Source organism: Desulfocastanea catecholica, from assembly GCF_054657295.1.
Window position 1 is genome coordinate 254853 of the sequence record NZ_BAAHYZ010000003.1, and the last position, 22935, is coordinate 277787.

Consider the following 22935-nt stretch of genomic DNA (forward strand, 5'->3'; position numbering starts at 1 on the left):
TCATGGCCGATACCTATCTGATTTGGCCCTGGAGGCCGCAACAGAAAATAATTGAATCGCTAGAATGGCTGACCGATATTATCGAGGCGCATGATGGTGATGAGCAGCGGATCCGGCTTCGGTCGGCTCCGCGCCAGTCGTTTGCCGCCGAGATCCAGACCGAGGACCCGGCCGTGCTGGCCGCCATCAACCTGGCGCTGACCGGCTGGCAGGACCAGCTGTGGGGCTGGCCGTGCTGGTCGGAACAGCAGCCGCTGCAGGTCACCCTTGCCGCCGGTGCCTCGGTCATTGAAATTGATACCCGCTACGGCGATTTTCGGGCGGATGCGCCGGTGCTGCTCTGGGCGTCATCCGACAGCTACGAGGCGGTGGATATCCAGGCGGTCACCGACAACAGCCTGACCCTGGCCGCCGGCACCACTACTACCCAAGAATATGCCCCCGGCAGCCTGGTCACGCCCTTACGCCTGGCCCGGATGGACGCCACTGCCGCCAGGACCGACCACGCCACCGACCTGACCCGCATATCGCTGACCCTGACCAGTATCGACAATGTCGACCTGATCGGGGAACCCTCGGCCATGCAGTATCTCGGCCACGACGTGCTGACCGATCCCCTGCGGCTGCCCGGCAGGACCATGGACCGGTCCATCGACAGGGCTTTCGAGATCCTCGATCCAGGCCCAGGCGACTGGATAGCCAGCGCCAGGACCGACTACCCGCTTATCACCACAGACCATCGCTTCCGGGCGGCGTCATACGCCCAGGCATGGGCCTTGCGCCGGTGGCTGCATCGCCGGGCCGGTCGGCTGGTGCCGGTGTGGGTGCCGTCATGGCGCGCGGATCTGATCCCCTCGCCCTCGATCATCAGCGCCGTTGATCCGGTGATCACCGTCCAGGACGCGGGATATAGATTTTTTGGAATGAACCAGCCGACCAAGCAGCATGTGGCCATCATGGCCGCCGATAACAGCATGGTCTGCCGCGAGATCATCGCCGCCGAAGCAGGTCCGGTCGGCCAGGAGATCATCACCCTTGATGCGGCCATCGGCTTTACCGAGGTGGCGCGGATCTCCTTTCTCAGCCTGCACCGGTTTGCCGCCGATCGGATAGAACTTGCCTGGCAGCGGCCGGGCATCTGTGAAGTACAAGCAAAAATGGTGGGGGTGGCGCAATGAGCCTGTACAGCGAACTGGAACTGTCGATTTTTGGTGGCCGGCCGATTGAGTTGTATAAATTTGTCCACGGTGGCGACACCTGGGCTTACTCGTCGGTATCGAAAAATGTTGTTTATGGCGCCGACACCTACACCCGGTTGCCGATCGGCCGCACGAACATCAGCCAGACCGGCGAGATTGCCAAGGCGGACGTTACCGTCTCCTGCCCGACTAACTGCGGGATCTCGCAATTGTTTCTCACCGGATCGCCGGAGAACATCGTCACCCTGACCATCTTCCGCCAGCATGACGGGGCGGAGGGAACGGTGGTGCTGTGGAAGGGCCGCGTTCTGGCCGCCAAGTGGAACGGCGGCACCTGCGAGCTGACCTGTGAATCCATTTATTCCATGCTCAAGCGCAACGGGTTGCGGGGTAGATATACCCGGCAATGTCGCCATGTGCTTTACGGCCAGGGCTGCAAGCTCGATAAATCCGCTTTTGCTATCCCGGCCGAGGTCGCGGCTATCAACGGGTCACTGACCGTGCTCACCGTCCCCGATGCCGCCGGATATGCAGCAGGATATTTTATCGCCGGGATGATTGGCACCCTCGGAGGGGCATACCGATGTATCGTCAATCACTCCGGGGCAACACTCACCCTGGCTACTCCAACGAAGTTAATCGCTGCACTGGATACCATCAACCTCTATCCCGGTTGTGACCATAGCCTGACTACCTGCCGAGATAAATTCAACAACCAGGCAAACAACGGCTCGTTTGCCTGGATACCCACAGATAACCCATTTACCGGGAGTATCGTCTAATGTTTCTCGGTTTAGCTTATAGCACCTGGGTAACCATCGGCCTGTTTGTCGCGTCCCTAGCTATTTCGTGTCTCACCCGGCCAAAACCGGAAAACAGCAATCCATCAGCCGGAGAGATAGAGGTGCCGACCGCTGAGGAAGGCAGCGTTATCCCGGTACTGTTCGGCACGCGCAATCTGGAGGGTATGAATGTCGTCTGGTACGGAGATGTCCGGGTGGTCCCCATTAAAAAATCTGGCGGGAAGAAATAATGAGTGAAGTCATTGTCACATTAAAAGACATCCGCAGTCTGAAATACTGCTCCAAGGGCGCACGGGCCTTTTTTGCTCGCCATGATCTACTCTGGTCAGACTTTCTCGATAACGGAATCCCGGCAGAAGCTCTGCTTAAAACAGGTGATGCTATGGCTCAAAAAGCAGTGGAGGTAGCGCGTGGGCGGATCAAGTAAAAAACAAACTGTCGGTTATCGTTACTATGTCGGGATGCATATTGGTCTTTGTCATGGTCCCGTTGATAAACTCATTCGTATCGACGTTGACGATAAAGAAGCATGGGCGGGTGTGCCCATCACTGATGGACCGTTAACTATTGCCAAACCCGATATGTTCGGTGGCGATTCTCGTGAAGGAGGAATCTCTGGTACAATTGACTGGTGCCCAGGAGGACCCTCACAAGGGCAGAATGACTACCTTTCCGGGATTTTAGGCGCGGATCTGTTACCCTCATTTCGTGGTGTCTGCTGTGCTGTTTTGCGTCAAATGTACATGGGGCTGAACCCCTACCTCAAGAAGTGGATGTTCCGGGCACAACGTATCCATACAGCTCAGGACGGTGCAGCGCAGTGGTATGACGAGAAGTCAGCAATACTGACTGGTTACCCGAGTGGAGGAGAGCCTTACATAGTGACAGCGGATTCCGCTCTCGATGTAACAAACCCAAATAATGGGCTGATCTTATCGGGCTTAAAGCCATCCGATGTTGTAGTAATCAGTAAACCGATTGGGTTGAGGTATCAGGCATGGACACACCAGTATACCAACCAGTGGTGGAACGCTGTCACAATAAACAAAGGTGAAGTAGACCCAAGTGTCGTAGTATATTTTAGTGGAATTTACAGTACTGCGGCGGCATCAGAAGCAGCCGCCTCCGCTGAAGGGGAAAAACTCCTAACTGGATTTTCCTATTATAAAATGTATGCGAGCGACAATATTGCACAATATTTTGACAACACGGGAGGGCTGTCTGTAAAGGTCGAGGTTCAACCCGGAGCTACAGGGATTTACGACATGAACCCGGCGCACATCATTCGCGAGTGCCAGACAAATAGTGACTGGGGTATGGGGATAAGCTCCCTTGAGGTAGACGAAACTGCCTACGTATATGCTGCTGATAAACTGTATGCCGAGAACATGGGCATTTCGATACTCTGGAACCAGCAGACCTCCATTGATGCTTTTGTCTCGGAGATCCTCAGGCATATCGATGCAGACATTGCCGTTGATAACACCACAGGTAAATTCAAACTGAAGTTAATCCGTGACGATTACGATGAATCAACCCTACTTGAATTAAACCCGTCTAATGTACCACAGATTACTGATTTTCACAAAATGACCGTGGCCGAGCTGATCAACGAGGTTACTGTCAGCTATTGGGACACCATCACCGGCACGGATAAAACCGTCACCGTGCAGGATTTGGCTATGGTCCAGGTGCAGGGTGGTGTTGTTGCAACCAAGATTGACTATCCCGGATTCACCAACGCCTCGATTGCCACAAGGGTTGCCGCACGTGACCTGCGGACCCTGTCTTATCCACGAACATCCTGCACCCTTTACGCCAATAGGGTTGCAGCCTCCCTCAACAAGGGGGATGTGTTCAAACTATCCTGGCCGGATTATGGTGTCGCCTCCATGATCATGCGCATCACTGGCATTGATCTGGGTGATGGACTGGATAATAAAATCAAAATAGAATGTACTCAAGATACTTTTAGTTTACCAGAGGTTGCTTTTGTTGTTACTCCTGAAATACTCTGGGAGAGCAGTAAGGAAGCACCAGCAGCAGCAGAAAATCGACTGGCATTCGAGATGCCCTATTTTGAACTGGTCCAGCGTTCCGGACAGGATGTGGTTGATGCTCAGTTAGCCAGTTACCCAGATGCCGGATATGTTGGCATTGCTGCTGTCCGCCCTTCCTCATCGACAATTAACTCACGGCTATATACCGACAGCGGGGCTGGGTACCTGGAATATGGAGCGGTCGATTTTTGTCCTTCTGCTGTGCTCTCCGCCAACATCGGCCATATGGACTCGGTTATTGCAATATCTAGTGCAGTTGATATTGATCTTGTCAATGTCGGCACCTGGGCACAGATCGACGATGAACTGGTCGCAATTGATGCAGTGTCAGCAACATCGATTACAGTTAAGCGTGGGATGCTCGATACTGTGCCAGCGACTCATTTGTTAGGTGCTCGGATATATTTTTGGGATGAGTTTTCCGGCAGTGACGAACAACAGTATGTTGATACTGACACCATAGACATCAAACTCCAAACGATATCGTCAACGGGAGTGTTGCCGCTCGATAACGCTCTCGTTGATACTGTGACCATGGATACAAGAGCGATACGTCCGTATCCTCCAGGTAATTTTCAAGTAGATAATGTGTATTTTCCAGAAACAACTGGGTTTCTTCCAGGTTTACTGTTGGAATGGTCACATCGTGATAGGCTCCAACAGACAGCGGGTCTAATAAACTTCACCGATGGGAACATAGGCCCGGAAGCAGGCACAGAGTATCTTGTAAACCTTTATGATGAAACTGGCGACTTGAAAAGGACAGTGACCACAGCGGAAGCTTCCTACCAATGGGACACAGAGGCCGATGACTGTCTATTACCAGGAGCCGGTTCTCAGTCATGGACACCCGCGTTAATACCTTCTTCTTTGCTATCGTGGCTTGATGCGAAAGATGCGAATCAATTCGACGACAATGCTGCAATAGGTACATGGTATGACAAATCGGGAAATGACCGTCATTTTTTACAATCGACTGCCAGCTTAAAACCGTATGTAACCACGGACGTTAACTTAGGCGGTCAAAACGTTGTAAAATTTGCAAGCGATTATTTAATGTGCTTAACATTTCCTGCAACGACTCAGTGCTCGGTTTTTGTGCTGTGGAGTAAACCAGTAAGCGGTGGTATATCTAATCAGCGAATATACTCTTCAGGCCAAGCAAACTCCACTGCTGACTATGTAAACAACGGAGTTTATCTTGTCTGCCCAACAGCAAGTAGCGGAATCGGAGCAGGTGGTCCTTTAATCAATTCAAACATTTTTGCTGATGCTGTTAAGAACACTACAAGGGTAGTTCTAGGGACAAATAAAATATTAAATACAGAATATTATCAAGGAAACATTGCTGAAATAATATTCACCACTGCTTTATCAGTAGACGATTTCAAAAGAGTGGAAGGCTATCTTGCATGGCGTTGGGGGATTCAAAGCACCCTAGCTGTTGACCATCCCTACAAAACAGCCCCACCTGTTGTTGGGGCAGGCGACTATAGAAAATCTAGCAAAGTTAGAATAGAGCTAGAGTCAACTAGAGGTGGTCTGTCCTCTTTTCAATCTTACGACCATACTGTGTATCGTCCGGGCTACGGACTGAATTACGGAAAATTTTACGGGGGAATCGCATAATGGCTGGAACAACTGAACCACGAAATAGTATTGTAGGCTCATGGGGCTATCTGGAAGAGTACAAAATCGACATGGACGCAAACCTGAAACGTATAGACAATTTCGGTATGCACCTGTCGGTAAAAGATCGCAATCTGGCCACTCCTCCGGCGATTCCGGCAAATGGCGATACCTATATCATTGCTGCGGCACCAACCGGAGATTGGTCAGCCAGGGCTGCGGGTGACGTGGCGATGTACTCCACCGTCGATGTCGCTTGGCGCTTTGCTACGCCTCGGTTGGGGTGGATTTGCTATGTCGAAGATGAGGAAAAAATGAGCGTGTTTAAGGCGGGCGGCTGGTCGGCTGGGGTGGCTATTTAATGATGGGGCGGGGATGGTGAAATATCCCCAAATCGTGTAGTGTTGGACGGATACTTATAGAGTATGATAATCAACACACTTAATCTTATTGAAATGATGTATAAAAACAAATCAATTTCTTTTGAACGTATATCGGCCAGGAGGCTTCAAGCATGAGTGGCACATTGAGGATGAAGCGGTATTATCACAGTCTAATGAGAAAGGCAGGACTGATATTAAACAAGTACCCCTTCCGCATCCAATGCAATGTCTGCGGCTGGAAGGGACGTATTTTCTCCAGTGATAATTGGCATCCTTATACTATCTGTCCAAAATGCCTTTCACAAGTCCGCCATCGTTTACTAATCGCAGCGATTTCTACCGTGCCAAATATCGGAATCAGCACCCTTATAGAAGGGAAACGAGTTCTGCATTTCGCACCAGAAAAACGCCTTTCCAAGTTTTTTAAAGATGGCGCGAAACATTATGTTACTGCCGATTTACATAGATCAGACGTGGATTTAACTCTAGACATGTGTAATATGGGTGATGTTTCAGACCGCTCATTTGATCTCATTGTCGCTTGCGACGTACTAGAACATGTACCTGATGACTCTGCCGCTCTAAAACAAATATGGCGAGTGCTGTCAGATAAGGGCTGGGCGATACTGACTGTTCCTCAAAAGGACAATTTGTCTCAAAAATTCGAAGACCACAGTATAATGACGCCCGAGGGACGAAAAAAAGCGTTTGGCCAAGAGGATCATCTCCGTATCTACGGGGATGATTTTAGCCATTTTCTGGAAAATCACGGTTTCACCGTCACGATCATTGACGAGAGTTCATTCAATTCTAACATGGTCAAACAGCATGTTTTGTTTCCACCCATTCTCTCCAATCATCCTTTGGCAACAAATTATCGAAAAGTTTATTTTGCCCATAAGGTTGCTGATTAACAGAACAACGTCGATGAGGCTGTGATTTTAGAAGAGGGATGGCAGTAACAATTACCTATTTATCCGGGATGAGGACGCTGAAACATTTAATATCTGCAAAATAATCTCGATGTGATTGTGGCCTTCCCCCTCGATTATCCCCTCCCCTGAACACCTGCTGAATATTTCTGCGTTTACTTGCAAAATATTCTACGTTTACGTGCAAGCTTACAGCAGGGCTTGACACTATCGGCTGATGGACCTCGAAAAAGCAAGGCCAGAGACAAAACAAGGACTTATGGCAAAATTGCCACAAGTCCTTGTTTGTATTGGTACGCCAGGCAGGATTCGAACCTGCGACCTACGGATTAGAAGTCCGTTGCTCTATCCAGCTGAGCTACTGGCGCTTTTTTGATGTTTTAAGGTACAAGCATAGCACAATCAGCGACGACATAATACTCAAAGTTTATCAAAAAGCAACTTCATTCTTGTCCTCACTCCAGATCTCGGGCGCTTTTCCAGACAGGACCATCGGCCGTATAAAAGTTTTTGTCCCGGCTGTAAAACTTCACCGCATACGACCCTGTGCTACTTTCCAATCCCTATAGTTGAGAAAGCAAGAGCATATCAAGGCGATCAAGAGAGCGGCAACGGTGACTACCTGGGTAAGCTCGGATGGGGGATGCAACCCGGTGAGACGTTCGACGGCGTATTGGATATAGGAATAAGGCAAGCGGTCATGTCCAAGTTTGTCCAGAATGCGATAATGCCAGTCAGTGAACGGACAGTAGCCTATGCCATAAAAAACACCTAAACCTAACCAGGACGCTGCGGTCAGCAATAATGTGACGAGGTTCAGCTTGCGCGTTTTTTTCCAGATCCACCCCAGATCATTGAACAGGGTAAAGACGGCGTGGAACACTAGAAAAAAAAGATCACCAAACTGGAGGAGGAAAGTCATACCTGTTTTCGGCAGAGATGACTGCTCCGCCTCTTCGGAAGAAGAAACGGAGCAGCTGATTCGGTTTGCACCTTTAAATAAGCTGTTTTTACTGGTACGCCAGGCAGGATTCGAACCTGTGACCCATGGATTAGAAGTCCGTAGCTCTATCCAGCTCTGCTACTGGCGCTTTTTGATAGTCTTGTCCTTACTCCACATCTCTCCCCCTTTTCCAGACGGGACCGTTCTCCGTATCGAGAGGGTTTCTCTTTCACCAAACGACCGGAGTAAGACCAGAGAATATTTCCCAAGGCGTTTTCTAGAATAACACCAAAGCAACCGTGGTTGTATTTTCAAAAAGTCACTATCACAGCAAGCGTACCTACATAATTTACGCTTCATCCTGAAGAACCAGTTTTTCGACATATCTGCCTCCATTTTTTTGATGGTATGGAGGTAGTATAACAGGGTAGGGTACTCATATAGTGATACCCCCCTAAAAAAAGTAGCTGAGCTTTATACGTAATCAGAATCCCTTTTATGGATAAATTGTTTGGTTAGTAATTTTCTAAAGTCCACTCCAAAGGGAGTATTTTACATGGAAATGGCATTTTCCCAGGTGTTCCCGTCATGATGGACTAATTGGCCAAGAGCCAAAAATAACGGCCTCCCTCCGGTACCGTTATCGGAAAAAATACCCTTTAGAACCTGTCCCCAGTGCCACGGCCATGATAATGTGAGCGCTACCGGCCAAAAAATCTAACATATAATGATAGTCGATGTTTGACTTGTTTGTCGAGCACTCATTTTTTAAGCCGCTTTTCCGCTCACCTTTGGACGAACAAGTAAACATCAACTTTTTTTGGACAAAAGAGTCGATTCGCCCTGTCTATACAGCTTTTTCAGGGTACGATCTTTGACAATATTGCACAGCGGTCGTCCGTTACGTTTGGCAGACCTCCTTCAGTTCCCGACGATCAAAGCCGTGGGCTATTGCGCGTAAAATGGTTTCGTGTCATATCGTCGTTTTTATCGTTTGGCCGGGCTGGCTTTTATCCCCAGCGCCGAATATATTTCCTGCTCTTTCCGCTAGGGTCGCGTGCTCTTTCTCAGATGAACGGTGCTGCCGTTTTTGCACAACATCGAGACGGTCACGCGACACAGATTCGACAAGATTTTGCGGATACTTGACCAACGGTTGTGGATTTTTTTTCCTGCTTCAATTTGAACCGTATGGTATGCAGCAGATGGTAGGCCAGCACGGTAATAAACAGATATCCGGCAACCCGGTCGGTTGTTTGGTGATGAATCGGACGCAAACCAAGTTCCGGTTTCAGTGCCCGGAATACCGCTTTAAGATCCGTCAACATGGTATAGGTGTTCCACAGAAACGATTCATCCCAGTCCGCCTGGCTGGTCCGCTGGCAATACACGCCCGGATAGCTGTCGGTGGTGTTTTACATCGCCTTCTGTTGCCAGGTGATTTTCGTCGCATTGCCGGTGGTCTCATCTTTCTCGACGGAGATGGTATACTGCTTCGACGCCCTGGAATATTTTTTTCTCAGGCGGCCGATTCTCACCATGACCTTGTTGTATTTTTTGACAACCACTGAGGATTCTTCATCAAATTCACGGTGCTTCTTCCTGGTCACGACGAGATAAGGATACTGCTGCTGGCGCAGCCAGGCGACATTGTCCTCGGTGGCGATAGCGGCATCGATGACCACCGTCGGTTTCTGAGCGAGAAAAGCGTGCCCTCCTGCCAGGTCTCGAAGCATCTCCGCCAAGGTTACCGGTTCAGAGATATTGCCCTAGTAGACATGACTCCGCCTGGGAAAACCACTGGAATCAAGGACCAGGGCCAGGGTAACCAGGGGGCAATCGGTCCGTTTTTCCTTGGAGTGCCCACGGGCTGCAAGACCATTGGCGTTGCTCTGTCCCTCAAAATAGGTATTGGTCAGGTCGTACAGGGTGATGGTCTCTTGCAGGTCAAAAAGACTTCGCTGCCTCTCGTAAAGATGCTCTTCAATGGCACCTTTCTTTTTCAACAGCTGATCGGAAACCTGGTACAGCCCATATAGACTGAGAGTGTTGAAATCGTAATCAATCTGCTCGCCGAGGCCTGATCGTTCCTGAAGCCAGGTGTGGGTCGCCAGTTCACTACCGGGCATACAGCAACGACCGATAATCGTCCCGACGGCTGCAGCGGTCTGCGGTCCATTGAATCCGAGATCACCCTTCCTGCTTTTGATAGATGTTCTTCGAATATACATGGCCAGAATTTTGGCATAAAATTCGCCCCTCTTTAACAGCAAAATGTGTTTTATGGCACTACGCAGCCCAGGAAAAAGTTATCTCACTAACAATGGGATGTTTTGCATTTTTCGAAATTGAAAAATGCACGTTACAAAGGAGTTTGGTAGCGATTCGCAAAAAGATGGGCTAAAGCCCGATTATTACGAGCTCATCAAATTAATGCCTTCTTGGTTCAATTATTAAATATTCGTTTGACTTGAACTCAACACAAAAGCATGAATGTTTAAATAACAACAAACATATATAAACTTCATCGGAAAAGATGACTCATACTAGCCGCTACTTTTGCCAAGAAAAAAATGCTAGTGTCGCAAACTATTTACAAGAAAAAGAGGTCAGACACCGCATTTCTAAATTGTAGATCAACAGATGAAAATGTCCACCGGCACCTCGCTGAGAAGCACGGCCCCGGTTTCGGTTACGACAAACATGCTCTCGATGCCGGCTGAAAATTGGTTTTCAAACACCATTTTGGGCTCAAGTGCGATGGTCATACCCGGCGTCAAGCGGTCTTTTCTGCCTTTTGCGATGTAGGGTGGTTCGACCAGTTCGACCCCGACACCGTGACCGATGAACGTCACCTTGTAGCCGGGTGGACCGAGATACTGATCGGCATATCCCAGCTGATGGGCTCTGCCTATCGAAATCTCGTAGAGCTCATCGACAGTCACACCTGGTTTTGCCGCCTCAAGAACCAAATTGTGAATGTCGATGGATGCGCGGCAGGCATCCTCGGCGGCTTTGGGCATGCTGCCGATGGCGAACATCCGGGTTTCGTCTACGTGGTAGCCGTTGACCACTGTCGACATGTCGATCATGATCGGTTCGTCGGATGCCAGCAGTTTGCCGGATGCACCGCATGGAAAGGCCGGAGACGTGCCCAGGCCGCTTGCCGGAGCGTCCAGCAGTCCGGCCATGCCGCCGTTGACGCCCGATAAGATATGCCAGTTGTAGATTTCGCTCCGGTAGTCCCTAACCCGAATACCGGCACCGTGACCGAGTTTTCTGGCAAAAGTCTCGTAAATTCCCGAAAACTCGATTTCCGAAATCCCTGGCCGAATGGCCGTTTTGATATAATTAAAGACGGCGGCGGATATCCGTGCGGTCTTTTTCATCTGGGCTATTTCCCATTGGGACTTGAGCATGCGCAGGTTCAGGATCATGGAGGAAGCGTCCGTGCATTTTTTGGGACCGAGAACTTGGCGGTAAAACCGAAATTCCTTCACCGGCATGACATCAAGTTCGAATCCGATTACTTGCGCTATGCTGCCGTAGATATCGGTGATCAGGCCCGGCAGTTCCTTGACAGAGCTGATTTCGATCTTGCGCGCTATGGCCGTTTCCATTTCCGCCCTGGGCATATATTTTCTTACGAACAGGGTCGGCGTCTGTTCCGCAGGAACATAAAGAAAGGCGTTTTGGGCGGTTCCTGAAAAATAGTACAGATCCTGACGCTGAACGATGAACACAGCGTTTATGTCGTTTTCCTGCATGGCCTTTTGCAGATTGGATATCCGCTGAATTATTTCGGTCTTGGGAACCTTGAAATTATTGGCAGATTCAATGGGGTGCATCTTGTTGCTCCTTTCGGTTGAAACTCTCTTTTTATATCATATTGTTTTTGTGTGGATTATCCAACATTGGATAATCCATCCCATAAAAAAGGAGTTAATCAGCTGATTATGCAGAGTAACCCTTTGTAATTACTGTACGCCAGGCAGGATTCGAACCTGTGACCCACGGATTAGGAGTCCGTAGCTCTATCCAGCTGAGCTACTGGCGATTTTTGATAATCTTGTCCTTACTCCACATCTCTCCCCCTTTTCCAGACGGGGCCGTTCTCCGTATCGATGATGACAATGCCCTTTCTGGCCAGTTCTTCCCTGGCCTCGTCGGCCGCCTTCCAGTCTTTCAGCAGCCTGGCCTGTTCTCGGCGCTGGATGAGGGCGTTGACATCGGGGGCCAGGGGACAGCCCTGCAGGCGAAACACATCAAGTACCTGGTTTAACCGGCCAAGGGTTTCGAGGATGTAGTTCTTCTGGTCCCTGTCGAGATGGTTGACCTGGAGAATCGGGTATACCTTTTTGATGAACTGATAAATTGCCCCCATGCCGTTGGATACATTCAGGTCATCGTCCATTGCCTCGATAAACTGTTTTTCCATGGCCGAAACAAAGGCGGTGATCTCGGGATGGGGTTTACCGGAGGGCAGGCAATTCAGCTTGCAGGTAAATTCATCAAGCCTTCTGAGAGCGGTACGGACATTATCCATTCGCTTAAAAGAAAAATTCACTGGTTTGCGGTAGTGCACCGAAAGCAGCATGAAGCGTACCTCGCGTCCCGTATACCCACGCCGGAGCAGCTCGCGGAGGGTGACGTTATTGCCGGCATCAACCGACATATTTTTGCCGTCGACGAGCACCAGCTCGGAGTGCAGCCAGTAGTTGGCCAGCGGCTTGCCGGTGAGGGATTCGGCAATGGCAATCTCATTTTCATGGTGCGGAAAGATCAGGTTCCTGCTTGAGGTATGGATATCCATGGTGGCGCCGAGGTTCCTGGTGGCCATCGCCGAACATTCCACATGCCAGCTGGGGCGGACGTTACCCCAGTCCGTCTCAAAAAAAATACCCTTCTTCAGTTCGCCGAGGGTGGATCTTTTCAGCAGGGTAAAGTCCCGGGGATTATCCTTTTCATAGTTGTCAAGATCGACCGTTTTGCCCAGCTGGATCTTGCTCAGATCAATACCGGAGAGTCGGCCGTATTTTTTAAACTTTGAAATATCAAAGTAAATGGAGCCGTGTTTTTCATAGGCATAGCCTTTATGAATGAGTTCATGGGCGATCTCGATCATGTCGGCGACATGCTCGGAAGCCATCGGATAGCCCTTGGCCCGTTTTACGGCGAGGGTGTCCATATCTTCCATAAAACCGGCAATATACTCCTGGGTATACTCCTTTAACGGTTTGCCCGCTTTTTCCGCACCGGCGATCGTGTTATCGTCGATATCGGTAAAGTTCATATAGGCATCGACCTGCAGCCCTTTGGATTCGAGGGTCCGGGTGATGAGGTCCGAGACGATGAATCTGCGGCAGAGATTAAGATTGGCCATTTCATAAGCGGTCGGTCCACAGGAATAAAAGGTGACGTGTCCCTCTTTTTGCGGGACAAAGTCCTCCTTTCTCTTCGACATGGTGTTGAAAAAACGCAGCTTCTTCTTGCCGTCCGGTTTTTTAGGCGGCGTAAAAAGCGGTGTACTGAGATAGCGCTCCCCGCCGTCCGGCAGGATGACGACCACCAGGCCGCTGTCCAGTGTTTCTGCATATTTGATGGCCGCGGCCATGGCGCCGCCGCTGCTCATACCGACAAGCATCCCTTCGTTACTGGCAAGTTTTCTGGCCATGCTGAAGGCGTCCTCATCGTCGACCAGGACGATCTCATCCGGAACGGATTTATCGAAGATACCCGGCTTGTAGGACTCCTTCATGTTTTTCAGTCCCTGGATTTTGTGGCCCAGGTGCGGTTCAACGGCAATCACCTTGACGTGGGGGTGAAATTCATGGAACCAGGCGCATAGTCCCATGATGGTGCCGGAGGTGCCCAGCGTCGCCACCAGATGCGTGACCCGGCCGTCCGTCTGCTGCCAGATCTCCGGGGCGGTATGATCGTAATGCGCCCGCCAGTTCGCCGCATTATTGTACTGGTCGGTGAGAAAATAGCGGTCCGGAAATTCCCGCACCATGGCGTAGGACTTTTCTATGGCCCCGTCCGTTGCCCTGTTGGCAGGAGTAAGGAGGATCTCGGCGCCATAGGCCTGCATGATTTTTCGCCGCTCGATACTGGCCGATTCCGGCATCACCAGCACACAACGATAGCCCTTGGCGGCACAGACCATGGCCAGGCCGATACCGGTATTGCCGCTGGTTGCCTCAAGAACGATTTTATCCGGAGTCAGCGCCCCGCTCGCTTCGCCCGCAAGGATCATGGAGAGGGCGATACGCTCCTTCACCGAGCCGCCTGGATTGGTCGATTCCAGTTTGCCGTAGATCGAAACCGATGCGCTCTGGAACAGTCGATTAATTCTGATGAGCGGGGTGTTGCCGATTGCACTTAGTATATTTTCATGTAACATTTTTCATTGCCCGTAATAACATTGGGATAACAACTTGAGAACAAAGACCGACTTCTGGAGCGGCTTATTCCATCTTTCTCTGACATGCCTCGGAAAGATACCACAACTGCATAAGCGCCTCCCGACACTGTTCATCGGCGATACATGCAACCTGCCGCTGGAAGGCTGCAATTTTCTCCTCACTCGGCTTGACAAACTTTACCGCGGGAAAAGGTGGCGGCCCGGCCTTGCCGGTCTTGGCTGTCTTGCCTTTCGGCAGGACCATCTTAATATCATGGAGTCTCGACAGCCGGAAAAAACGGTTCAAGGTATCCAGCAGTTCGACCTTTTCATACTGTAACTGCTGCAGCCAGGACGAATTGGTCACCTCCAGCCAGAGCACCCCGCGTTCGATCTTCAATGGCTGGGCGTACTCATCCATCTCTTCCCCGACGATCTCCTTCCATCTGGGGAAAATTGAATGCAGGTCAAGTTGTTTCTCCCACCCTTGCGCATGGAGTAGCTCGGGAAGTAACCGAGAAATGCTGTTTTGATTGGATTTTATCCTTCCGGCCATCGTTGCTTCCGTCCTTGTACCACAATAATCATCTCCACTCTTTACCTAGAAAAAGCGCAATCTGCAAGCCCTGCCCACCCTAAACGATGGATCAAAAACGAAAAAGCCCGCACTCCTTATCGAGGAGTGCGGGCCAAAGACTATCGTTTATAGAGAAAATCGATTAATAAACGGTCAGATATTCGTCGAGTTCCCAATCGGTTACCGCGGTTCTGAAGCGATCCCACTCTTTATCTTTTGCCTCGACATATTTTTCAAAAATATGCGCACCGAGAGTTTCTTTGCTCAGGGGGTTGGCCTTGAACTCATTAATGGCTTCCTTGAGGTTGGCCGGCAAGGTGGCAATGCCGCACTCTGTCATTTCCGCAGCGGTCATTTTGAAAATGTCACGCCTCACCTCGGCTGGTGGTGTCAAATTGTTCTTTACCCCGTCAAGGCCCGAGTTCAACATCATGGCGAAAGCCAGGTAGGGATTACAGGTTGGATCCGGGCAGCGAATTTCCGTCCTGGTCGACAGGCCGCGGGCGGCCGGAATACGAATAAGCGCCGAGCGGTTCGATGCGGACCAGGCACAATACACAGGAGCCTCATAGCCGGGAACCAGCCGTTTATAGGAGTTGACCAGCGGATTGGTTACCGCGGCAAAGGTACGGGCATTTTTCAGTGCGCCGGCAATATAGGCGTAGGCGACCTTGGAAAGCTTCAGCGGGTCGGATTCATCAAAAAATGCGTTGGTGCCGTCCAGGTTGAACAGGGACTGGTTGGTGTGCATTCCCGAACCGTTGATACCGAAAATAGGCTTCGGCATAAAGGTCGCGTGCAAGCCATATTTTGCGGCGATGGACTTGACAACCCACTTGAAGGTAACCGTGTTATCGGCGGCGGCCAGGGCGTCGGCATATTTGAAGTTAATCTCATGCTGTCCCTCGGCCACTTCGTGGTGGGAGGCCTCGATCTCAAAACCCATTTTCTCGAGGGTTTCAATGATTTCACGGCGACAGTTGTTGCCGGTATCCTCAGGGTCGAGAGAGAAATATCCGGCGACATCATTGGTGATGGTAGTGGCCAGACCGTCCTGATCTTTTTCAAAGAGGAAAAACTCCGCCTCCGTGCCGACATTCATGGTATAGCCAAGGGCCTTCGCTTCGGCCAGAACACGCTTGAGGTTAACACGCGGGCAGCCGGAGAACGGCGTTCCATCCGATTTATAGACATCGCAGATAATTCGGGCAGCAGCGACGCCATCTTTGTTTCTCCAGGGGAGAACGGTAAAGGTGTCGTAGTCGGGCTTGAGATACATATCCGATTCGTCGATGCGCACAAAACCATCGATGGAAGACCCATCAAACATCATGTCACCGTCCAAGGCTTTTTCGATCTGGCTCTTGGGAATGGCCACGTTTTTCATAAAACCAAAGATATCGACAAACTGGAGGCGAAAGAATTGAATATTTTCATCCTCAATGATTTGCATTATTTCTTCTCTTGTCATTTCAACAATCTCCTTTCTATTCAATAGTATTTTTTTCCATTGCCAGCGTTGTGTGATCCGGAATAAATCAATTCCTCATTAACATTTCTGACAATATTTGCAACAAACAAATGAAATTTCATTACATGTTTGTCATTTTTTACAACGGAACACCCCCTCCCCAGCCGCAAAGAAAAATCGGCCGGCTTATTTCGCCGAATGGCTTGTGAAATGCAGGATGCCCTCTGTAACCTCTTTAACGAACGCCTCGTCAACCAATTTCTGTCCCGTTGAATCGAGCACATAAAATACATCGATCAACTGCTCTACCTCTGTTGCGATATAGGCCTTGTGGATATTCAAACCAAAATCCGCCATGGCCTGGGTGATATGGTAGAGCTGGCCGGGCAGATCCGCCGCGTAGACCTCAATAACCGTATACTTCTCCGAACTTGCATTATCGAAGATAATTTTCGAGGCAACATCCCCGACCATCTGCGTCCGGCGACCATAGGTCGAGGACAGCTTGCTGTACAGGCGGTGGCTCAAACCCATCCGATGTTCTATGGCCAGATCAAGCTGGTCGTTCAGTGCCTTCCAATCTTTTTCTGCAAAACTCAGGCCATTTGTCGAACGAACATCGATCACATCAACGACGGTGCCGTCCTTCCAGGTGAAAATCTGCGCCTTGACGACAGAAAGGTTGTTGAGTGCCATCACGCCACAAATTTTCGCCAGCAATCCTGGTCGGTCTTTGGTCATGATCAACAGCGACCAGCTCTCGTCAATCTTCTCAGCGACAATCAGCGACTTCTGGCGAATACGCTGAAAATTTTCACTGAGTGTCCGCACATGTCCGGCAATCACCTGCGGAGAAAAGGAGAGGATATAATCGGTGCTCAGGGTCTCCGGATCTATCTTCAGCTCCCCGGCGCCTTTCAACTGCAGACGAATCTGCTCCCGCAACCACTCCACTCCCTGCTCTTCATGGGCGGTCGCATCATCGATTTCATGGCGACCATACTCCAGATAGGGACAGATCTTCAGATACAGCTCCTCCATCAGCGAGGCTTTCCAGTCGCTCCAGGCCGACGGCCCGGTCGCTTTTGAATCAGCGACCGAGAGCAGATAGAGCATGGCAAGGCGGCTCAGATCACCGATGGTCTCGGCACATCGTTTAATAAAAATAGCATCGTTCAAATCACGCCGCAGGGCATTCTCCGGAATAAAAAGATGGTACCTGATGAGAAACGTGAGCGTGTCGCACTCTTCCCTGGTCAAACAAAACCGCTGGCCTATTTCCCCGGCCAGCGCCGCTCCCTCGAGAGAGTGATCCCGGCCTGAACCCTTGCCGATATCGTGCAGCAGGGCGGCAAGATACAACACCTTCATATCCTTAACCTTCTGCGCCGCTCCGGTGCCGGAGGCAACCAGGCCATGCAGCTCCGTCACCGCCTGCAGAGAATGCCGATCGACGGTATAGATATGATAGAGATCATGTTGAGCCAAAGTGGTGATCTTGGCAAATTCCGGAATACAGGCGGTCAGCACGCCGGTTTCCAGCATCGTTGCCAGCACCAGGGCAATATCCTTTGCCTCAAGGAGCAGGGTGAAAAAAGTTTTGGCAAATCTCGGCGAGGATCGCTCTTTATCGGTGATCAGGCCGACAAGTTCCGAGAGCACCTTGCGGCTCCTGTGGTGCATCGGCAGTCCGGTACGGGACATGGCCAGAAACATCCGCAGGAGCGTCTGCGGCCTGGCAACGAGCTGCGACCGGCTTGCGGTAAGGTGCACCCTGCCGGTCCTGATTTCTATACCGCTCTCGACGACCTTATCAGCCACCATCCTGTTCCTGCCGGCCAGTCCAAGCACCTCGTCGACATGATCGAAAAACAGATCGGTAACGACACTTATGGTCTGCAGCGCGCTATAGGTATCGCGCATAAACAGCTCTACCCCGCGCACCCCGCTGCCCGTACGGTAGTTGAACAACCCGGCCATATCTTCCTGCTGCTCGAAATAGAGCTGATCATTCTTACGCTTACTCATGAAATGCAAATGACAGCGCAACCGAACGAGGGTTTCCCTGGCCTCGACAAATTCCTTTTTTTCTTCATCCAGCAAAAGGCCCGCTCCCTGGATATCGTCCAGGCTGTTCAGGCCGAAAACCACACGGGCCGTCCACATCATCGCCTGGATATCCCGCATGCCGCCCCGTCCCTCCTTGATATGCGGTTCGAGAAGATAGCTGTGGCTGCCAAAACGCTCGCGACGACTCTGGCGATGGGCCTTCATTTTCTCGACGAACTTTTCCCGATGTCCATCGACATAGCGCTTACGATAGGCCTGCAGCAGCTCCTCGAACAAAGGCTGTGAACCGCAGATCAGCCGGGCATCAAGGAGAGCAACGAGAAAAAAATAGTCTTCCCGGGCATGGCTGATCGACTCGGCAACGGTACGGACCCCATGCCCGACCTCCATGCCGGTATCCCAGAGCGGATACAGCACCGCATCGGTGACCGCGGCTATCTGCTTCTTCAGCTTGGGGTGATAAAGAATCATCAGATCGATATCGGAAAAGGGAAACAACTCCCTGCGGCCATACCCGCCGAGGGCCACGAGGGCTATTCTTTCGTCACCTCCCTGCACCGCTGTCTGCTTATAGCTGTCGACAATGTATTCATCAACCGCCCGGCTCAGGCCCAGCAGAAAATCATTGCCGGTGCCGCCTTGCGCCCACCAACTCTCCTCCAAGACTTTTCGCCTGGCCCGGAATGCAGAAATCATCTCTCACACCGCGTCACGATCTTCTTCCCCAGTCCGCACCCGCACAACACGCTCGACAGGCAAGACAAAAATCTTCCCATCGCCAATCTTGCCGGTGTTGGCGGCGATCCTGATCGTATCGACCACCTGCCCGACCAGATCAGCGGGAACGACAATCTCAATTTTTATCTTGGGAATAAAATCAACAATATACTCCGCGCCACGATAGATCTCGGTATGTCCCTTCTGCCGGCCATACCCTTTTACCTCAGAGATGGTCATCCCGGTAATGCCAATGCCGTTCAGGGCATCTTTCACATCATCCAGCTTAAATGGTTTGACGATTGCTTCTATCTTTTTCATAACCTTTTCCTTGTTAAAGACCCCTGCGTACTGCAATATTCAGAGGCCTCGTGTTGACAAAATCAACCAGGTAAATCGACTACATCGACGTCTTTTTTATCGTGCGACGACCCCCGCCCATTCATCCGGCTGCCTGCTCAATGCCTGGTAAAGGTAACATATTATATACTGAACTGTACACGGACAAGTTCGGCTTAGGTATTATATGCCGTTTCGGAATGCTCAGTAGAATCCATTCCTTGAACCTCGGCATCTTCGGCAAGGCGCATGCCCAGGGTGCCGTGGATAACCTTGAAAAGAATCCAGCTGATAACAAAGGCATAGCCGGCAACAACGACAACTCCTAACAGCTGTTTGCCCACCTGCGAGGGATTACCGAAAAAAAAGCCGTCAACACCCCCGGGGTTGACCGTGGTTGAGGCAAAAAACCCGAGACAGATGGTCCCGGCAATGCCGCCCACACCGTGGATGCCGACAACGTCAAGCGAGTCATCCAGCCCAAGTCTGGTCTTGGAGTTCACCGCCAGATAACAGACCACCCCGGCAATACACCCAATGATGATAGCCGAATTAGGTCCGACAAAACCGGCAGTGGGGGTGATGGTGGCCAGGCCGGCAATGGCGCCCGAGGCGGCGCCCAGGGTCGTTGCTCTTTTCTGAAAAAGCCATTCCATGACTACCCACAGCAGCATCCCGGCCATTCCGCCCAGATGCGTGGCGACAAAGGCGGTTGCCGCGATGTCATTGACGGCAAGTGCTGATCCGCCGTTAAAACCAAACCAACCAAACCAGAGGATGCCGGTGCCCATCATGGTCATGGGCAGATTATGGGGCATAAAACTGGCCTTGCCATATCCTTTCCGGGAACCGAGCACCAGAACTCCGGCCAGCGCAGCCGCTCCGCAGGTTGCATGGACGACAAGTCCTCCGGCAAAATCAAGCACACCAAGACTCGCCAGCCAGCCCCCCTTGCCCCAGATCCAGTGACACACAGGATTATAGACCAGGATAGCCCAGAGCAGGGAGAAGACCAGAAACGGCACAAATCGCACCCGCTCGGCAAACGCACCGGTAATCAGGGCGGGGGTAATAATGGCAAACATACACTGGTAGATCATGAACACAGTCTGAGGAATAGTCGTGGCATAATCAGGGCTTGGCGCATTGGTCACCCCGTGTAAGGCAAACCAGGACAGATCGCCGATAAAGCCGCCGACATCAGGTCCAAAAGACATGGAATAGCCCAGATACACCCATTCAATCGATATCACCGCAATCAGGATGAGACTCTGCATTATAGTGCCAAGGACATTTTTTCTTCGCACCATGCCACCATAAAACAAGGCCAACCCCGGGGTCATCAGTAACACCAGCCCCGCAGCCGCCAGGATAAATGCGGTATCCGCCTTGTCCATCTTCTCCCTCCCGATGAGATGCTGCTTGCACCCGACAGCGTGAGCAGCGCTCACCCCCCCGGTACAGTATTTTAAAAACTGCCAACCTTGATAACAATGCACAGGTCGACACCCCTGGATCTTCTGCTCCCATGGCAAAGCAATGTTTATGCCAGACTTTGCCAATTCACCTATAAAATAGTTTTCAGGAGATTTTTTGGCCAAAACAAACAATCGATAAAAGGGATTTTCATTACATTTATGTTATTTATTTGATCTTTTATTACATTAATGTCGGGTAAATTCTTTTTTAAACAACAATGGCGAAAATGACGGTGCAGTTACCAGGACGACAAGCCATGGGCATCAATCAGACGATACCTGTCAAGACGGCTGTGTTGGATAGATTTACATTTTCTCTTGCCACAAATATGGTGTATACTTTCAGGATAAATCGATATTTCAACCGATAACCCTGCCTGCCGACCAGCCTTTCCAACCATGAGAGTGAACAACAGACATTACCGGACAATTTGGCCGGATCCTCACAACCACCGGCACATCTGCATTATCGACCAGAGACAGCTGCCCCACAAGTTTGTCATCGAAACGCTTACCACCGGGGAGCAGGCAATCAGCGCTATTCGGGATATGCATGTCCGCGGAGCCGGGCTCATCGGCGCTACCGCCGGTTTTGCGATGTTTCTCGCATCTATGGAAGCCCCGGAACTGGATTTCACCGCATATCTTGCACACTTTGCCGAAAGGCTCGGCAACAGCAGGCCGACCGCACGCAACCTGATTTGGGCCATCGACCGCGTCCTTGCAGCAATTGAGCACACTCCGGATATTGCTGAGAAACGTGACAGAGCCTTTACCACCGCATGCGCCATTGCCGATGAAGACGCCCTGTTCTGCAAACAGATAGGCGAACATGGTCTTGACATCATCAAGGAAATCAGCAGGAAAAAGCGGGGTGCACCACTAAACATTCTCACCCATTGCAATGCAGGCTGGCTGGCTTTTGTTGATCACGGCAGTGCCACGGCACCGATTTATGCGGCGCGGGATGCCGGTATCCCGGTGCATGTCTGGGTGGATGAAACCCGGCCCTGGAATCAGGGGGCACGACTCACCGCCTGGGAGTTGCAGCAGGAAAAGATTGCCAACACCCTTATTTGCGACAACTGCGGCGGCCACCTCATGCAGCACGGCATGGTCGATCTGGTCATCGTCGGCACTGATCGAACAACGCACACCGGCGATGTTGCCAATAAAATCGGTACCTACCTGAAAGCCCTGGCGGCGCATGACAACAACATCCCCTTTTATGTCGCCCTGCCTTCATCAACTTTCGACTGGAAACTTGACAACGGTATGGAAATTCCGATAGAACAAAGATCGGAGGAGGAAATTACCACCATCTCAGGAAAGGATAAAGACGGTGAAATTTCAACGGTTACCTTAACGGCAAACGGAACGAAAGCGGCAAACTATGCTTTTGACGTGACCCCCGCCAGACTGGTAACCGGACTTATAACCGAACGTGGCGTGGTAAAAGCCGAAAAAAAAGCAATCCACCGGCTCTTTCCAGAGTATGATGCCAAGAGAGATACGTCTTCAGGAAGGACTATGAAAAAACGAGAGCAGAGAAAATTCATCCGATACGATTCCCTCCATCTCCTCGACTATATCGTCCTGGATGAAGAAGGCAAGCCCGGCATCTACTCAATGGGACGAACCATTGATGTCAGTGTCGACGGCATCAAACTGGAAACGACGATTCCGCTGGCAACCGACACGCGCCTGCTCATTACCCTCGGCATTGAGGACGACCTGGTGGACCTGGAGGGACGAACGACCCACGCCCATCCCCAGGACGGTCGCTATATTTCCGGTGTTACATTTCTCAAAATCAATAAAAACGGCAGGCGGGTGTTGACTAAATACGTCGAAGCTTTTCAGCAGCGAAAGCGCGAACTGCTGGAAAAACAGGACGGGGCCGCACAATAGTGGCCCCGTTGGCATTACTC

At 50.9% G+C, this 22935-nt stretch carries 19 protein-coding genes and 2 tRNA genes; 8 read left to right on the forward strand and 13 right to left on the reverse strand.

The window, feature by feature from the left end; all coding sequences use genetic code 11:
• Positions 1–2: 2 nt before the first annotated feature.
• The 7 genes from ACYQ8U_RS04575 (at position 3) to ACYQ8U_RS04605 (ending at position 6988) form a co-directional block, all read left to right on the forward strand.
• Positions 3–1178, forward strand: a complete 1176-nt coding sequence (locus ACYQ8U_RS04575; RefSeq protein ID WP_459944336.1) for a hypothetical protein — start codon at positions 3–5, stop codon at positions 1176–1178.
• The gene (locus ACYQ8U_RS04580) at positions 1175–1981 is read left to right on the forward strand and encodes a phage BR0599 family protein (RefSeq protein ID WP_459944337.1); all 807 of its coding nucleotides are present in this window, start codon (positions 1175–1177) and stop codon (positions 1979–1981) included. The genes ACYQ8U_RS04575 and ACYQ8U_RS04580 overlap by 4 nt, the downstream gene beginning before the upstream one ends.
• Complete coding sequence (locus tag ACYQ8U_RS04585; RefSeq protein WP_459944338.1) at positions 1981–2232, forward strand: hypothetical protein; 252 nt, start codon at positions 1981–1983, stop codon at positions 2230–2232. The genes ACYQ8U_RS04580 and ACYQ8U_RS04585 overlap by 1 nt, the downstream gene beginning before the upstream one ends.
• Complete coding sequence (locus ACYQ8U_RS04590) at positions 2232–2429, forward strand: hypothetical protein (protein WP_459944339.1); 198 nt, start codon at positions 2232–2234, stop codon at positions 2427–2429. Before ACYQ8U_RS04585 ends, ACYQ8U_RS04590 begins: the two co-directional genes overlap by 1 nt.
• Positions 2413–5691, forward strand: a complete 3279-nt coding sequence (locus ACYQ8U_RS04595) for a phage tail protein (protein WP_459944340.1) — start codon at positions 2413–2415, stop codon at positions 5689–5691. Before ACYQ8U_RS04590 ends, ACYQ8U_RS04595 begins: the two co-directional genes overlap by 17 nt.
• Before the next feature lie 71 nt (positions 5692–5762).
• Positions 5763–6053 (forward strand): DUF2793 domain-containing protein, encoded by a 291-nt coding sequence (locus ACYQ8U_RS04600; protein WP_459944341.1) that lies wholly within the window; start codon positions 5763–5765, stop codon positions 6051–6053.
• 152 nt (positions 6054–6205) lie between these two features.
• Positions 6206–6988 (forward strand): class I SAM-dependent methyltransferase, encoded by a 783-nt coding sequence (locus ACYQ8U_RS04605; protein WP_459944342.1) that lies wholly within the window; start codon positions 6206–6208, stop codon positions 6986–6988.
• A gap of 309 nt (positions 6989–7297) precedes the next feature.
• On the opposite strand, the gene ACYQ8U_RS04610 is transcribed toward ACYQ8U_RS04605, so the two are convergent.
• The 13 genes from ACYQ8U_RS04610 to ACYQ8U_RS04670 all read right to left on the reverse strand — a co-directional run bounded on the left by ACYQ8U_RS04610 (position 7298) and on the right by ACYQ8U_RS04670 (position 20923).
• Positions 7298–7374, reverse strand: a tRNA-Arg gene (locus ACYQ8U_RS04610).
• Between the two features lie 161 nt (positions 7375–7535).
• A complete protein-coding gene (locus ACYQ8U_RS04615; RefSeq protein ID WP_459944343.1) occupies positions 7536–7928 on the reverse strand; it encodes a DUF2784 domain-containing protein in 393 nt (130 codons plus the stop codon).
• Positions 7929–9058: 1130 nt separating this feature from the next.
• Entirely contained in the window at positions 9059–9340 is a 282-nt protein-coding gene (locus ACYQ8U_RS04620; protein WP_459944344.1) for a hypothetical protein, read from the reverse strand.
• A gap of 24 nt (positions 9341–9364) precedes the next feature.
• Positions 9365–9685 (reverse strand): hypothetical protein, encoded by a 321-nt coding sequence (locus ACYQ8U_RS04625; protein ID WP_459944345.1) that lies wholly within the window; start codon positions 9683–9685, stop codon positions 9365–9367.
• A 33-nt stretch (positions 9686–9718) separates the two neighbouring features.
• A complete protein-coding gene (locus ACYQ8U_RS04630) occupies positions 9719–10222 on the reverse strand; it encodes a hypothetical protein (RefSeq protein WP_459944346.1) in 504 nt (167 codons plus the stop codon).
• A 363-nt stretch (positions 10223–10585) separates the two neighbouring features.
• Entirely contained in the window at positions 10586–11797 is a 1212-nt protein-coding gene (locus tag ACYQ8U_RS04635; protein ID WP_459944347.1) for a M24 family metallopeptidase, read from the reverse strand.
• Between the two features lie 135 nt (positions 11798–11932).
• A tRNA-Arg gene (locus tag ACYQ8U_RS04640) sits at positions 11933–12005 on the reverse strand.
• Between the two features lie 19 nt (positions 12006–12024).
• On the reverse strand, positions 12025–14352 hold the full coding sequence (gene cysS / locus ACYQ8U_RS04645; RefSeq protein ID WP_459944348.1) for a cysteine--tRNA ligase: 2328 nt from the start codon (positions 14350–14352) through the stop codon (positions 12025–12027).
• 64 nt (positions 14353–14416) lie between these two features.
• Positions 14417–14908 carry a DciA family protein gene (locus tag ACYQ8U_RS04650; protein ID WP_459944349.1) on the reverse strand — a complete coding sequence of 164 codons (492 nt, stop codon included), beginning with the start codon at positions 14906–14908 and terminating at the stop codon, positions 14417–14419.
• A gap of 163 nt (positions 14909–15071) precedes the next feature.
• Positions 15072–16400 (reverse strand): glutamine synthetase family protein, encoded by a 1329-nt coding sequence (locus ACYQ8U_RS04655; RefSeq protein ID WP_459944350.1) that lies wholly within the window; start codon positions 16398–16400, stop codon positions 15072–15074.
• A gap of 186 nt (positions 16401–16586) precedes the next feature.
• Entirely contained in the window at positions 16587–19166 is a 2580-nt protein-coding gene (gene glnD / locus ACYQ8U_RS04660) for a [protein-PII] uridylyltransferase (RefSeq protein WP_459944351.1), read from the reverse strand.
• Positions 19167–19169: 3 nt separating this feature from the next.
• On the reverse strand, positions 19170–19508 hold the full coding sequence (locus ACYQ8U_RS04665) for a P-II family nitrogen regulator (RefSeq protein ID WP_459944352.1): 339 nt from the start codon (positions 19506–19508) through the stop codon (positions 19170–19172).
• Positions 19509–19702: 194 nt separating this feature from the next.
• The gene (locus ACYQ8U_RS04670) at positions 19703–20923 is read right to left on the reverse strand and encodes an ammonium transporter (protein ID WP_459944353.1); all 1221 of its coding nucleotides are present in this window, start codon (positions 20921–20923) and stop codon (positions 19703–19705) included.
• A 486-nt stretch (positions 20924–21409) separates the two neighbouring features.
• On the opposite strand from ACYQ8U_RS04670, the gene mtnA reads away from it, so the two are divergent.
• On the forward strand, positions 21410–22915 hold the full coding sequence (gene mtnA / locus ACYQ8U_RS04675) for an S-methyl-5-thioribose-1-phosphate isomerase (protein ID WP_459944354.1): 1506 nt from the start codon (positions 21410–21412) through the stop codon (positions 22913–22915).
• The last annotated feature ends 20 nt before the right edge of the window (positions 22916–22935 follow it).